This is a genomic window from Paraglaciecola chathamensis S18K6, assembly GCA_000314955.1.
Classification (GTDB): Bacteria; Pseudomonadota; Gammaproteobacteria; order Enterobacterales; family Alteromonadaceae; genus Paraglaciecola; species Paraglaciecola chathamensis.
In genome coordinates this window covers 145704-159490 of record BAEM01000053.1, presented here as the reverse complement: position 1 = coordinate 159490, position 13787 = coordinate 145704, and the positions used below count along the sequence as shown (strand labels likewise).

The window sequence follows — 13787 nt, the reverse complement described above, 5'->3', positions numbered from 1 at the left end:
TACGCTCACTTCGTTAACCGGCGTTTTCAATTTTCGGCCTTGTCTGTCACGAGGTGAGATAACCATTTACGCTTGTGAATTAGCTAATTAAGCCGTTTTTTCTCATGCATTATGTCTCACGCATCAGATCTTACGCATCAGGTCTCACGCATCTCATTCCATGTATTAGGGGCAAAGAGATTAGTGTTTGTCTTTAAACTTCAGGGTGAAGAAAAACAATAAAAAGTAGCAACCAAACGCAAACCAGTAGGGCAGTGTGCCATCGATAGAATACAGATAGGTGCCCAGTATCGGGCCCACAGTAAACCCTAAAGGAGGACAGGCGCCTGCCACACCTGCTACTGCACCTTGTTCATCAGCAGATACTGCAATTGAGGCCCCAGCCATAAAACCTGGGCCAGCGAACCCCATCCCAAGACCTAAAATACTCATGGCGATAATGTACATAGTTTGCGTATCGGCTATGGCCATAATAGCAAAGGCAACCATCATCATCGGCATCGACATTCGTAACAAAACGAAAGGACGAACAGACAGCCTAGGGATCACGAGTAACTGCACTATAAGCGCTGCTGCGGCAGAGAGCATAAGACTAACGCCTACTATTTTAGCGGTTTGCGTACCGTCTAATGCCAATACATCTTGAAAGCGAAAGGCGATGGTTTGCTGCACGATAGCAAACCCCATGAAGAGCAATACCCCTGCAACCACCAAAGGAAAAATTCTTGGGTCGGTGTACTTTAATTTAGGTAATACTTTTATTTCTTTAGGCTTAGGCAATACAGGTAATGCGTAAACCGCGAGAACGGCGGCGCCTAAGGTGAGTATGACTGAAAAATACAAGGGTGTTAGCAAGCTAATGCTGGCCAGTAAACCACCCACTGCGGGGCCAAGAATAGAGCCAATATTGGTTGCTGCGCCAATAGCCCCCATGCCTTTTATGCGATCTTTTACTGTGGTGATATCCGCCATATAAGCATTGGCTGACGGGGTGACTGCAGCCATCACGACAGCATTAGCGACACGGGTAGCGATCAAAAGCGCAAGCGCGATAAGCGGGATAAGATAACCCAGTAGCGCGGCTTGAAACACACCAGCAAATAAAATGGTACCCGCTGAATAACCAAACAAACCTATCAATAACACTTTTCGTCGGCCCCACATATCGCTGGCTCGCCCCCACAAGGGACTGACCAAAAATATGGTTAACGACGAACAAGAGATAATCGCGCCAATTTGCACTTCAATTAAGCCGATTTCTCGCCCTAACGGTGCAAGAATGGCAAACAACACAGTTTGGGCAAACCCCATAGCGGCCGCAGCTAATAATAAAGTGCGTTTGGCTAACGCATTGGCAGCAGTTGGCTGGCTCATAGGGCTCACTTTTCTCTATTTAATCTGATTTCTGGATAAAAAGTATCGTTCAAGCTAAAATTTAACGATATAATTCAATAGCTTAATCATATTCGTCCAACTACCCAGGCTGAATGCTCACTCGGTGACGAAATGTTTTGTGTTCACATAATTCATACGTTTTGAATCGACTAAGCAGAGCTAACTACTTAGGCGATTCACCCATAATGAGGCTAAGACAAAGTTGTCAGTGCTTCGCCCGAGTACTGCTCAAGTTCTTCTAACTTACCGTGGCGAATCTTATCTGCCCAGTTAGGATCTTGCAGTAGGGCACGTCCTACCGCGATCAAATCGAATTCACCTTTGTCCATGCGCTCAATGAGATCGTCGATTGAGCGGGTATTTGAGCCTTGCCCAGCAAATGCGCTGAAGAAGTCTTCGTTTAAGCCCACTGAGCCCACAGAAATAGTTGGCTTGCCCGTTAGTTTTTTTGTCCAACCGGCTAGGTTTAAATCGCTTCCTTCGAACTCGTTTTCCCAATAACGGCGCTGTGAACAATGAAACACGTCTACTCCGGCGTCACTGAGCGGGGCCAAGAACTCTTCAAGTAATTGCGGGGTTTCGGCTAATCTTGCTGTGTAATCTTGTTGTTTCCACTGTGAATAACGCAACACAATAGGGAAGTCGGGTGATGTGGTAGCGCGGATCGCTTTAATAATCTCCACTGCCAAACGACCACGATTCGCCATGCTGCCACCCCATGCATCGCTGCGCTGATTGGTACCGCTCCAGAAGAATTGGTCAATCAAATATCCGTGTGCGCCGTGGATCTCAACGCCGTCAAAGCCGATACGCTGGGCATCTGCGGCAGCGTTTGCAAAGCCTTCAATCACAGACTCAATTTGTGCTTGAGTCATCGGCTCTGATACTTGCTTGCCAGGTTTAAACAAACCCGATGGGCCAACACTAGGTAGGTCAGGGAAGGGGGCCTTCGACTGAGGACGAGCCATGCCCACATGCCATAGCTGAGGCATAATTTTACCCCCTGCACCGTGCACTGCTTTAACGGTTTCTTCCCATCCGGCGAGGGCGGCATCGCCATGAAACTGAGGAATACGCTCACTCATGGTCGCCACAGGATCGTTTATGGTCGTGCCTTCGGTGATGATCAAGCCGGTGCCACCTTGTGCACGGCGACGATAATAATCGGCCACGTCAGACGATGGCACACCACCGGGAGAAAATTCCCGTGTCATTGGGGCCATTACCACACGGTTATCAAGTGATAGGCCTTTGTGTTTAAATGGGGCGAATAGCGCATCTACTTTGTTACTCATATTGTTGTCCTTGATATTCATTTAATGTCGTTTACTTGTTGGATACAGATAAAGCGGGTTACTCACTAACACTGCGTATTAGGGAGTCAATCATAACGGTTGCAAGTTGTGTTACGTCTCGCTGTTCCCCCAACATGTGGGACAGGTGCAGCGATATCAAGCCATGTAGACCAGCCCAAACCACATAACATATATCGACCGGGTCACCTTTTAAAATCCCCGCGTTTACAGCGGCTCTCACTACGTGTCGCATTGGCATACTGCTGCGTGCTATTTCGCTCTCAAGAGCGGTATATTTGCTCAAATCAGGCTGGGACACGCTATACATGACACCGTATGAATCGGGAAATGCCAATGCAAATTCAAAGTATGCATGGCAAAGGGCGCTTAATTGCTTACTTAGCGTTGGTTCTTTTCCGAGCGCAGTCTCTAGGGTATCAGCAATGCGTGCGAACTCTCGCTGGCGCAGTGCGGCAAGAATATCTGCTTTGTTTTTAAAGTAGCGATACGGCGTAGTGCGACTGCAGCGTAAATCAGCGGCTAAGGCGCGAAGTGAAATCCCTTCGACGCCGCTTTTGGCAAATGACGCTAGCGCATGGTCGCACATGCGATCACGAAAACAGGCTATCTCTTCTTCTGACAGTACTTTTGGCATCTTTACCCTTTAACTTGTTAACTTTAAGGGCATTGCCTTAACGCTGCTGTGAGCAACAGAATAAACCATAATATATTTTATATTGACACTGTCAATTTTAAAAAGCGTTATTCACCTCGGGTATTTTGAAATAGGACTTCAGCTAGGCGTAGCAGCGTCATTCCGCGATGTCATTTATCCAAAGGAATTTAGTTTAAAGCGTCTGTAAACAGCGTAACGGAATGGTTGAATTTACTAAGCCGCTATGGCTTTTGGAGTACGCAACATCAAGCTAGAACCGATATGGTGATGTTTTTCAGTTTACTTTATCTAATGTATGCAGGGCAGGTAAGTATTCAATTGACAATTATCTACAGCGTAAAAAAGCCCATCTTTAACGGTTGCATTTGAAAAGCAGTGGCCGTTCTTAATAGCAAAAAAGGGCTAACAGACATTGATTCTGTTAGCCCTTTTTCGGTTTTTACCCTTTCGGCGCTAGTCGTTTTCCCTCATTCCAATTCGAATAATTGACCACTCAGCGAAAATTTACAAGGGCTTATTCGTTTGGCTTTTCTGTGCTTTCGATTTTGTCGTCCGCTTTTTTCACGCGAATTTTATTTGCTCCTAATGTGTGGCCATTTAAGTTAATTGTCGCGGCCTTTGCGTCGCCTACTTTTGGCATTTCAATAAAGCCAAACCCTTTAGAGCTCTGCGTAGCTGGGTCCATCACAATTGTGCATGATTGTACAATCCCATAACCCTCGAAAAGGGTACGCAGTTCGTCTTGTGTAGTGGTGCGGTCTAAATTGCGGATCAATAATTTCATGGTAACGCCTTTCAATAAAATAATGAGCTTATGATAACAGCGTTTGTGTTGTATCAATACGAGTTAATGGCCATAAGTGGATAGCTTGGTCTCGTTGGAAAATAATAATGCGCTTAGCTTTAGCCGATTAAGTAAAAAAATTTGCTTAATTTTTCCTCGCTGAAAATACTTTGTTCGTAAAAAAACGCACACCTTTTTAGGCTTTTAATAAAAAGATACTAAATTGAACATGCCGCTAAAAGTCGTTAACGTGCAACGCGATAAACTCATAACCAGTTGTTAGATATTGATGGGATTGCGAGCATATAGCGCATTATAGCGTCAATTTTAAGCTATTTTATGAGTTTTTAGGTTTTACCTGTTTTTTGCTTATTTCGTTAAACGTTCACCTTTATGTTTATTTTAAGATGCTGGTTAGGCGGTGATTTGGGCTAAAAAACAGCGCAAAAATTAGGGGCTAGTATTTTTAAATTTGTTGTCCTATTATCCGCATTCGCTCTCGGGGCGCCTCTTTTGGCTGAGATGTTTAATACAAACCCGTAGAACCTGATCCGACTAGTATCGGCGTAGGAATGAGCAGCACATCCTCTCACGGGATGTTTGTTTTCGTTTTCCGCGCGCCTGTATTTTTTAAGGAACACAAAAGGAAAACAAAATGAATACGATCCTTTCGTCCAGTGAGGCAACTGCTAATTTAGCTAGCGCTTCTGACACCCAAAAAATTACACGCACCCCCCTTCCTGCCAGTAAAAAAGTCTATCTGCCATCGCCCAATGACCCGAGTATTCGCGTGCCTATGCGTGAAATCAGTCTTACCGACGGTACTGCGGTTACTTTGTATGATACATCTGGCCCTTACACCGATGAAACGGTAGAGATAGACGTTAACAAAGGCATTGCCGACGTGCGAAGCCAGTGGGTGCTTGAACGTAAAGACACTGAGCAATATCAAGGGCGAGAAGTACAACCCCAAGACAATGGTCACTTTGATCAAGACCGAGGTTTTCAGTATTACAACGACGATTTACAACGCACACCAAGGCGCGCGATAGCGGGTAAAAATGTCAGTCAAATGCACTATGCTCGCAAGGGCATTATCACCAAAGAGATGGAGTACATTGCGGTACGCGAAAATCAAGCGCGAGAAGCGTTAAGCAATGAATTCACTACAGACGAGCGCAATATGCGCTTAAAAGGTAACCCGTTAGGGGCGAACTTGCAGCCGATTACGCCGGAATTTGTGCGTAAAGAAGTGGCTGAGGGTCGAGCGATTATTCCCGCAAACATCAACCATACCGAACTTGAGCCAATGATAATCGGGCGCAACTTTCTGGTTAAAATCAATGGCAACATAGGTAACTCTGCGTTGCGCTCGTCCATTGAAGAAGAAGTTGAGAAACTGGTCTGGTCAATACGCTGGGGCGGTGACACCATCATGGATTTGTCTACCGGTAAAAACATTCACTCAACCCGGGATTACATCGTGCGCAACTCCCCTGTACCAGTAGGAACTGTGCCGATTTACCAAGCGCTTGAAAAGGTCAAAGGGGTGGCTGAGGATCTTACGTGGGAGATCTTTCGTGACACCCTAATAGAGCAAGCAGAGCAGGGCGTAGACTACTTTACGATCCATGCTGGAGTGCGCTTACATCATATTCCGATGACGGTAGATAGAGTCACAGGCATTGTATCTCGTGGCGGGTCTATTATGGCTAAGTGGTGCATAGCCCATCACCAAGAAAGCTTTTTGTATACCCACTTTGAAGAGATTTGCCACATCATGAAGGCATACGATGTGAGCTTTTCTCTGGGTGATGGTTTACGCCCAGGCTCATTGGCTGATGCCAACGACGAAGCACAATTTGCTGAGCTGATTACCCTAGGTGAGTTAACCAAGATAGCGTGGAAACACGACGTGCAAACCATGATCGAAGGCCCAGGCCACGTACCCATGCACATGATCAAAGAAAACATGGATATGCAGTTGGAGCATTGCCACGAAGCGCCGTTTTATACGTTGGGGCCATTGACCACTGACATCGCTCCTGGATATGACCACATTACTAGCGGCATTGGCGCAGCGATTATCGGTTGGTACGGCTGCGCTATGTTGTGTTATGTCACGCCTAAAGAGCACTTAGGCCTGCCGAACAAAGATGATGTAAAACAAGGGATCATGGCATATAAAATTGCAGCTCATGCAGCAGATATCGCTAAAGGTCACCCTGGAGCGCGTTATCGGGATGATCTATTGTCAAAGGCGCGTTTCGAGTTTCGCTGGGTGGATCAGTTCAATCTTGGTTTAGACCCCGATACGGCAAGAGAGTACCACGATGAAACCTTGCCTAAAGACGCGGCGAAAGTGGCGCATTTTTGCTCTATGTGTGGGCCTAAATTCTGCTCGATGAAAATATCCCAAGAAGTACGCGACTATTCTGCCGATCTGAAAAGCGCAGAAATTGAAGCGGGCATGGCAAAAAAATCAGCCGAGTTTGCTGCGGCTGGGGCGCAGATCTACGTAGCACAATCGGAGTAACGCGCCCATGACGCATGCTAGTAGTAACAGACAGATTGCAATTGTTGGTGCTGGTATTATGGGGCGGTTGTTAGCTTGGCAGCTAATAAATCGCCCCGAATCTGTGACGGTTACATTGTTCGATAAAGACCCCATTGACAATGGCGGGGCTGCAGCTTACACAGCGGCAGGTATGTTAGCGCCATACAGCGAATTGGAAAGCGCAGAATTCGATGTATTTGAAATGGGAATGGCGTCACTTGCTCGCTGGCCTGCTGTGCTCAGTAGCATAAATGCTACCGTGCACCCGCCACTTACATTATTCAGTGGCGGCACATTGGTGGTAGCGCATCAGCAAGATATGGCAGATTTTCAGCGTTTTTACCAGCATTTGGTTACCAAGTTGCCGAGTGTTTTGCTTGATGACAGCGCTGCGCATATGCAAGTCCTCCAGCAAACTCAACTTCAACTATATGCCCCGCAACTAGCAACTCGATTCAACAATGCTTTGTATTTACCAAATGAAGCGTGGCTTGACACTAACCAAGTCATGCAGGGGTTAGCGACCTATTTGCAGGCCAATGGTGTTCGTTGGCAGGCGAATTGTCATGTTTCTAAGATCGAAAATATTACCAAAGGGAAACACGCAGGCCGCGCGGCAGTGCATTTACCATCGGCAAAGCAGGTTTTCGATCATGTCATAGACTGTCGTGGGTTAGGCGCAAAGAGAGATTTTACGACGCAAAAATCTCAGCAACTGCGAGGAGTGCGCGGCGAAGTAATCACCTTACATGCGCCTGATGTTACGTTGAAACACGCTGTGCGCCTGATACACCCAAGGTACAAACTTTATATTGCGCCCAGAGATGCACACCACTTCGTGATTGGTGCAAGTCAAATTGAAAGTGAAGACCAGGGGCCCATAAGTGTTCGTTCTACCCTCGAATTATTATCAGCCGCTTATTCAATCGATGCGGGCTTTGCCGAGGCAAAAATACTCAATTGCGCGAGCAATTGTCGCCCTGCATTTACGGATAATTTACCTAAAATCAGCTGCAATAAGCGGGTTATGCAGATAAATGGCTTGTTTCGACACGGGTATTTACTCGCTCCTTATTTAGCGCAACAAGCTTGTGAACGCCTGTTTTCTAGGGCGCAGGCATTACCTTTTTCTGAACTTATACAGGAGGTTTCATGATAACGATTCAATTTAATGGTGAGCCCCACCAATTGAAAGCCCATGCCTTACCTGAGGTACTGCTTGAATTAGGCGCGCCTAAGATGTGTGCTGTGGCGATTAACGGCCAATTTGTGCCTAAAAATGAACATGACAGTGTGATTTTACAAGACGCTGATGCGCTTGATGCATTCACACCTATGCAAGGTGGCTGATATGAGCTGGCAATTAGCAGGAGTGGCGCTCAATAGCCGTTTTTTAATTGGCTCCTCTTTGTACCCATCGCCCCATATTATGCAGGGGGCCATAGCCGAATCTGAAGCTGAGGTGGTCACGGTTTCTTTGCGCAGACAGTCACCAAAACAGCAAGGTGGCGACGCGTTTTGGCAGCACATACAAGGGCTTGAACGGCATATTTTGCCCAATACAGCAGGTTGTTACAGTGCGAAAGATGCAGTAATGACCGCCAATATGGCCCGTGAAGTATTTAATACCCACTGGATAAAACTAGAAGTATTAGGGGATGAGTATAATTTACAGCCAGATCCGTTTGCGCTGCTTGAGGCCACTAAAGAGCTGATCGCCCAGGGTTTTGAAGTCTTTCCTTATGCCACAGATGACCTAGTGTTAGCGGAGCGTTTAGTCAATGCCGGTTGCAATATCGTGATGCCGTGGGGTGCACCGATTGGCACAGGAAGAGGATTAATGAACCCTTATGCGCTCAAGATACTCAGAGCGCGATTACCGGATACCACTTTAATTATTGATGCGGGGTTGGGCGCGCCGTCTCATGCTGCTCAGGCTATGGAGTTTGGCTTTGATGGTGTTTTACTTAATACCGCAGTGGCTGAGGCGAACGATCCAGTGTTGATGGCGAGAGCATTTCGAGATGGCATTCGCGCGGGGCGAAATGGCTTTGAAGCAGGCGTAATGCAACAGCGAGATTTAGCCAAGCCCAGCACACCGGTATTGGGTACGCCGTTTTGGCACCAAGATAAAAACCATCGCGGTAATGCATCATGATAGATCGTGATGCCTTTGTCAGTGACCCACAGTCAACGGATCACGGCATTAAGCCCACAGTTTTGACCTTCTCTGGTAGTGATAGTGCGGGCCTAGCAGGCATGCAAATGGACATAAAAGTGCAGCACGCATTTAACATTCATTGCTTAAGTGTACTCACGGCGGTGACGGCGCAAAATAATCAACAAGTTTTGGCGGTGCATGCGGTAGAACAAACAATGTTTGACGCACAAATAAAAGCCGTTAGCGCATTTAAGCCTGGTGCCATCAAAACAGGGTTAATTGCGCATCATGCACAGGCAAAAAGTATTATTGATGCTAAACAAGCATTAGGTATTCCTCTTATTTGTGACCCAGTTGGCGCTGCAACCAGTGGTAATCCCTTAATAGCCAAGGGAAGTGAAGATAGCGATGGGCATTACACAGACGTTTTACTGCCTCATTGCACGTTAATCACCCCGAATATCCCTGAAGCCGAACGGTTAGTAGGATTTAGCATTCTTAGCAGCCAAGACATAAAAAATGCAGCAAAAATACTGCTCGATAAAGGAGCCAGTTCAGTGCTGATAAAAGGGGGCCACGGCCCTTGTGCTAAGCGGTTTAGTCAAGATTATTACTGCAACCCAACAGAGCAGTTTTGGCTGGAAAGTCAATGGATAGACACCCAGCATACCAGAGGAACTGGCTGTGCACTCGCCTCAGCGATAGCCAGTTGTATTGCAATCGGTTATTGCTTAAAAGATGCCGTGGTCATTGCAAAAATGGCCATCACTCAAGGTTTAATAGACGCCAAAGGCTTACTCTCTAACCCCCAAGGTTACTTAAAAAGTTACATGGACACCCATGATAAGGGCGTAAAGAATTGCGAGGACACCCACGCTAAGCAAAGTTACATGGACACCCACGATAAAGGCGCAGAGAATTGCAAAGACACCCATGCTAAGCAAAGTTATATGGACACCCATGATAAAGGTGCTGTTGATATTCGATCTTTTCCTTCGGCGCAGCAGAGTTTACCTAGTTTACGAGATGACGACGGCGGAGCGGGTTGTGTTGAGCCACATCCTTTTTTGACGCCAGTCGGGGCATTTCCTGATATCGGCGATTCACCGCTAGGCTTATATCCCATTGTTGATCGTGCTGATTGGCTTGAGACGCTGTTGCCCCTTGGGGTAACAACCATTCAACTTAGGATCAAGGATTCATCAGATCGATGTCTTGAAGAGGAGATAAGCCGAGCTGTACAAATTGCCCGCCGTTACAGCTGTCGATTGTTTATCAATGACCATTGGCAACTGGCCATTAAACACCGAGCTTATGGGGTGCATTTAGGTCAAGAAGATTTAATTGCAACACAAAGTGATGCATCGAATCCCATTCAACAATTACGCAGCGCTGGTTTGCGATTAGGGATCAGTACCCATTGTCATTACGAAGTGGCGCGAGCCCATTCTTTTAAGCCTTCTTATATTGCATACGGACCCGTTTTTGCCACATCGAGCAAAGACATGCCGTGGGTTCCGCAAGGTCTTACTGGCCTTGACTACTGGCAAAACTTATTAGCGTATCCTTTGGTGGCAATTGGCGGTATTAACCTTGAACGTGCGCAAGCTATTCACGCGCTTGGGGTGTCTGGTATTGCGATGATAAGTGAGATCACGCAGGCAGATTCGCCGCTTGAGAAAACTCGCGCTTTATTGGCTGCATTACGGACATGAGTTTGTTTACTGCAGGAGAATGGCTGCAATATCAGCGTCACGTGCAGCTAAACGAAATGGGCGTGACCGGCCAACTTCGTCTTAAACATGCCAAAGTCGTCATTGTTGGGGCGGGGGGATTGGGTTGTCCTGTTGCTATGTATTTAGGTGCGGCAGGAGTGGGGCATATCACTATTGTTGATGGTGACTGTATTTCTCAAACAAATTTACATCGCCAAGTATTGTTTTCGTTTGCGGATATCGGCAAGTCAAAAGCTCGGGTTGTCGCCAAGCGCCTAAATGATAATAACCCATTTATTACTGTTCTTGGTGTCAACGAGCCGCTGGTTGCTGCAAATATGCACCGTTTACTTAATAAAGCAGATATTGTGCTGGATTGTACGGATAATTTCGCTGCACGCATGCTGATCAATGACCATTGCTTAGTGCAGGCAATACCATGGATTTACGCCAGTGTGTTAGGTACCAATGGTCAGATGGCGTTGTTTACGCCAGACGGACCATGTTTTCGATGTGTCTTTCCTGAGATCCCCGTCGATGTACCCGATTGCAATGCCGCTGGTGTTTTAAGCACCTTGCCCGGGATGTTAGGTTTGCTACAAGCCAATAGCTGTTTACAGTATTTAATATCTGAGCAGTGTGAAATTACCGGTAAACTGTATTTATTTTCTGGAAGTGCAAATCAATTACGCACGATTAATCTTAGTAAGAATACACAGTGTGTTTGCACTCAGCCCAAGGCAGAGAGCCCTGTGGGCTTTAGGGTGCGCGCAACGCCAGCTAAATTGAAAGAAGGCGAGCAAGCGAGCATCGATTCAACAGCTGCATGTCATCAAAACATAAAACTACCCCCACAGACCTTCGTAAATCTTCTTCTGGGCCACAAAACCCCTTTTCTACTTGATGTTCGAAGTGAGCAAGAGCACAGAGGTTTTAATATAGGGGGAGTCTGCATCAGTTTAAGTGAAGATTTGCTGCAGCAGGTTACGGCCGAATGTGCTGACCGAACGGGCGCTATTTTTGTGTATTGCCAATCTGGTAAACGCAGCGACCAAGCTGTCGGTCTGTTACGTGAAGCAGGTTATTCAGAGTTATACAGTTTAGAAGGCGGCTTAAGTGCGTTACTCGAAGAGCGGCAACTGACCAAAATATTAAGTGAATTTTTAGCAAGCCGTGCTTGATAAAGCGGAACTTGAGGTCAAGACTAATGGCTCACACTGAGTGAATTCACTAGGTAAATTAATAAGGAGCGAGTATGAGTAATCCAGTTGGGTGGTTTGAAATATATGTCGAGGACATGGACAGAGCAACAGCGTTTTATCAAACAGTGTTAGCCGTTGAATTAACGTTACTAACTGACCCCACAGAAGAGCAAGTACATATGATGGCATTTCCTTCTGATATGGAAAAGTACGGTGCCAGTGGCGCGCTGGTAAAAATGGCGGGTATGGCACCTGGTGGCAATAGCACATTGGTGTATTTTTCTTGTGAGGACTGCGCTGTAGAAGCAGAGCGCGTATCTCAAGCTGGCGGAGCAGTAGAGCAGGCAAAAATGTCGATTGGTGAATACGGTTTTATTAGTCTAATTAAGGATACAGAAGGCAACATGGTGGGGTTACACTCACAGGCATAACAAACTTGGCTATGACGTAACTCGGGCCATTTTCAGGCACACTGCACTCTGCAATACCAACACGCTATTGATGTAACCAGAAGGCGCAACACCGTGTATGTTGCGCCTTTATTCGTATTACATTTGCTAAAACGGCGTTAGCTAAAAGCACGTTAGCCAAAAGTGCGTTAGCGAAATAAGGCGTAAGGCGCACTAGCCAAAAAGAGCGCCAGCCAAAGAGTGCGTCAGCCAAAGAGTGCGCCAGCCAAAAAGAACAAAATAGCCCATTAACGAGCTATTTTGTGCTTTAACCAGGTGTGCACTTTGTTGATCACGCTTTGATTTCTGTTTCCTAGAACCCCGCGCAGAGCCGGAGGAATGTGCTCCCACCGGGTATCATCATGGCTAATATAATGTTTGAGCATGTGTTGCCAGGCGGTTTGCTGATCTTCCGGCAAATGTTTCAAGGCCTGAATAGCATGTAGCAACATGGGAAAAGGCAACGCACTAGACACATAATTGCCGCTCCACCAATAGTTTACCAATACATTTATATTGCTTTGTGACTCCACACTGTGCCACCAAGGTGATGGGATATAAATCGCATCACCAGGGTGTAATTCTACTGACAAAGCGTGTTTAAACGCTTCGGCATACTTGGGATAACGCGTTAAATCAGGGGAATTCAAATCGACTAAGCTAACCGGTTGGCCCGCGGGCGTGTGCTCTAAGGGCCCTATATATAGATTGTCAATCTGTTCAGGGGGAAATAGCGTAAATCGGCGTACACCGGCCGCGACGATGGCAATATTATGTGCTTCATCAAAATGTGGCGCCACCGTAACAGGGTTACCCAACCATATAAAAGGGTGGTTATCAGGCAGTAAGGGATTGCATAGCTCTTTTTCCAGTTTAGGCATCACGTCTTTAATACGAGCACTTTGCACGCACACTCTGTCAACGGCTAGCGCTTGGTTAGCCTGTGCAAAATGCATCATGTGGGCCAATGCTTGTTGCAATGTTGCCTGCGCCCTTTGAAAATTCATAGAGCGCATATCTTCACTGTAAAACATCCGTCCTTTTGTCTTTTGTGGCAACAGAACAAGTGGCAATGGGGTGTTCGTCGAAACATTGACGAGATAATCACATAACGCTTGATCAGATCTATTCGCGGCGTTAACCAAAGGCCACTGTTTGGCGAATCCTTTAAACACGGCGGGTGAATACACATCGGTTACACGTTGTTTAAAGTTATCTGCCGTCACTCCTTCAACCCGTCGAGGTTCAGGAAGGTTCTGAATATTGTATGTGCGATCCTGCATGTTATTAATGACTTTAAATGTATCTATCTGTTCAATATATGCAGGTAGGCTAGCACCGAAAATCATACAAGAATAGCCAAACAGGCTAAGCTTGTTTCGTTTGAGTGTTAACAAACGATTTTCGAAATCGTCTGGTCTTTATTTTTATTATTTAATAAAAACAATCGCTTAAGCTCGAATTCTGCCAATAAAGTGAAAAGCGCCTGTTAATAAATTGTTGTGTATTTTTACTGAATACGTATGCAAGACATTGAGGCATCACTAGGTGTA

The 13787-nt window shown here is 46.2% G+C and carries 12 protein-coding genes and 1 riboswitch; of the genes, 7 read left to right on the top strand and 5 right to left on the bottom strand.

The annotated features are described in order from the left end of the window. Window positions 1-180: 180 nt before the first annotated feature. The 4 genes from GCHA_RS19380 to GCHA_RS19365 all read right to left on the bottom strand — a co-directional run bounded on the left by GCHA_RS19380 (window position 181) and on the right by GCHA_RS19365 (window position 4150). Window positions 181-1374, bottom strand: coding sequence for an MFS transporter (locus GCHA_RS19380; RefSeq protein WP_007991369.1), 1194 nt, complete (start codon window positions 1372-1374; stop codon window positions 181-183). A gap of 212 nt (window positions 1375-1586) precedes the next feature. Continuing rightward, entirely contained in the window at window positions 1587-2690 is a 1104-nt protein-coding gene (locus GCHA_RS19375; RefSeq protein ID WP_007991368.1) for an NADH:flavin oxidoreductase, read from the bottom strand. 58 nt (window positions 2691-2748) lie between these two features. Continuing rightward, window positions 2749-3345, bottom strand: coding sequence for a TetR/AcrR family transcriptional regulator (locus tag GCHA_RS19370; RefSeq protein ID WP_007991367.1), 597 nt, complete (start codon window positions 3343-3345; stop codon window positions 2749-2751). A gap of 535 nt (window positions 3346-3880) precedes the next feature. Then, on the bottom strand, window positions 3881-4150 hold the full coding sequence (locus GCHA_RS19365) for an RNA recognition motif domain-containing protein (protein ID WP_007991364.1): 270 nt from the start codon (window positions 4148-4150) through the stop codon (window positions 3881-3883). Window positions 4151-4640: 490 nt separating this feature from the next. Next, window positions 4641-4740: riboswitch (TPP riboswitch) on the top strand. A gap of 65 nt (window positions 4741-4805) precedes the next feature. Here GCHA_RS19365 and thiC point away from each other — a divergent pair. The 7 genes from thiC to GCHA_RS19330 all read left to right on the top strand — a co-directional run bounded on the left by thiC (window position 4806) and on the right by GCHA_RS19330 (window position 12216). Then, window positions 4806-6686, top strand: a complete 1881-nt coding sequence (gene thiC, locus GCHA_RS19360; protein WP_007991363.1) for a phosphomethylpyrimidine synthase ThiC — start codon at window positions 4806-4808, stop codon at window positions 6684-6686. Window positions 6687-6693: 7 nt separating this feature from the next. Next, window positions 6694-7863, top strand: coding sequence for a glycine oxidase ThiO (thiO, locus tag GCHA_RS19355; RefSeq protein WP_039992853.1), 1170 nt, complete (start codon window positions 6694-6696; stop codon window positions 7861-7863). After that, window positions 7860-8057, top strand: coding sequence for a sulfur carrier protein ThiS (gene thiS, locus GCHA_RS19350; RefSeq protein WP_007991361.1), 198 nt, complete (start codon window positions 7860-7862; stop codon window positions 8055-8057). The genes thiO and thiS overlap by 4 nt, the downstream gene beginning before the upstream one ends. A 1-nt stretch (window position 8058) precedes the next feature. Continuing rightward, window positions 8059-8865: a thiazole synthase gene (locus GCHA_RS19345; RefSeq protein ID WP_007991360.1), complete on the top strand. Its 807-nt coding sequence runs from the start codon at window positions 8059-8061 to the stop codon at window positions 8863-8865. Further along, window positions 8862-10583 carry a thiamine phosphate synthase gene (thiE, locus tag GCHA_RS19340; protein ID WP_007991359.1) on the top strand — a complete coding sequence of 574 codons (1722 nt, stop codon included), beginning with the start codon at window positions 8862-8864 and terminating at the stop codon, window positions 10581-10583. The genes GCHA_RS19345 and thiE overlap by 4 nt, the downstream gene beginning before the upstream one ends. Then, on the top strand, window positions 10580-11764 hold the full coding sequence (locus GCHA_RS19335; protein WP_007991356.1) for a HesA/MoeB/ThiF family protein: 1185 nt from the start codon (window positions 10580-10582) through the stop codon (window positions 11762-11764). The genes thiE and GCHA_RS19335 overlap by 4 nt, the downstream gene beginning before the upstream one ends. A gap of 74 nt (window positions 11765-11838) precedes the next feature. Then, complete coding sequence (locus tag GCHA_RS19330) at window positions 11839-12216, top strand: VOC family protein (protein ID WP_007991354.1); 378 nt, start codon at window positions 11839-11841, stop codon at window positions 12214-12216. Window positions 12217-12482: 266 nt separating this feature from the next. On the opposite strand, the gene GCHA_RS19325 is transcribed toward GCHA_RS19330, so the two are convergent. Beyond that, window positions 12483-13583 carry a cupin-like domain-containing protein gene (locus GCHA_RS19325; protein WP_007991351.1) on the bottom strand — a complete coding sequence of 367 codons (1101 nt, stop codon included), beginning with the start codon at window positions 13581-13583 and terminating at the stop codon, window positions 12483-12485. Between the last annotated feature and the right edge of the window lie 204 nt (window positions 13584-13787).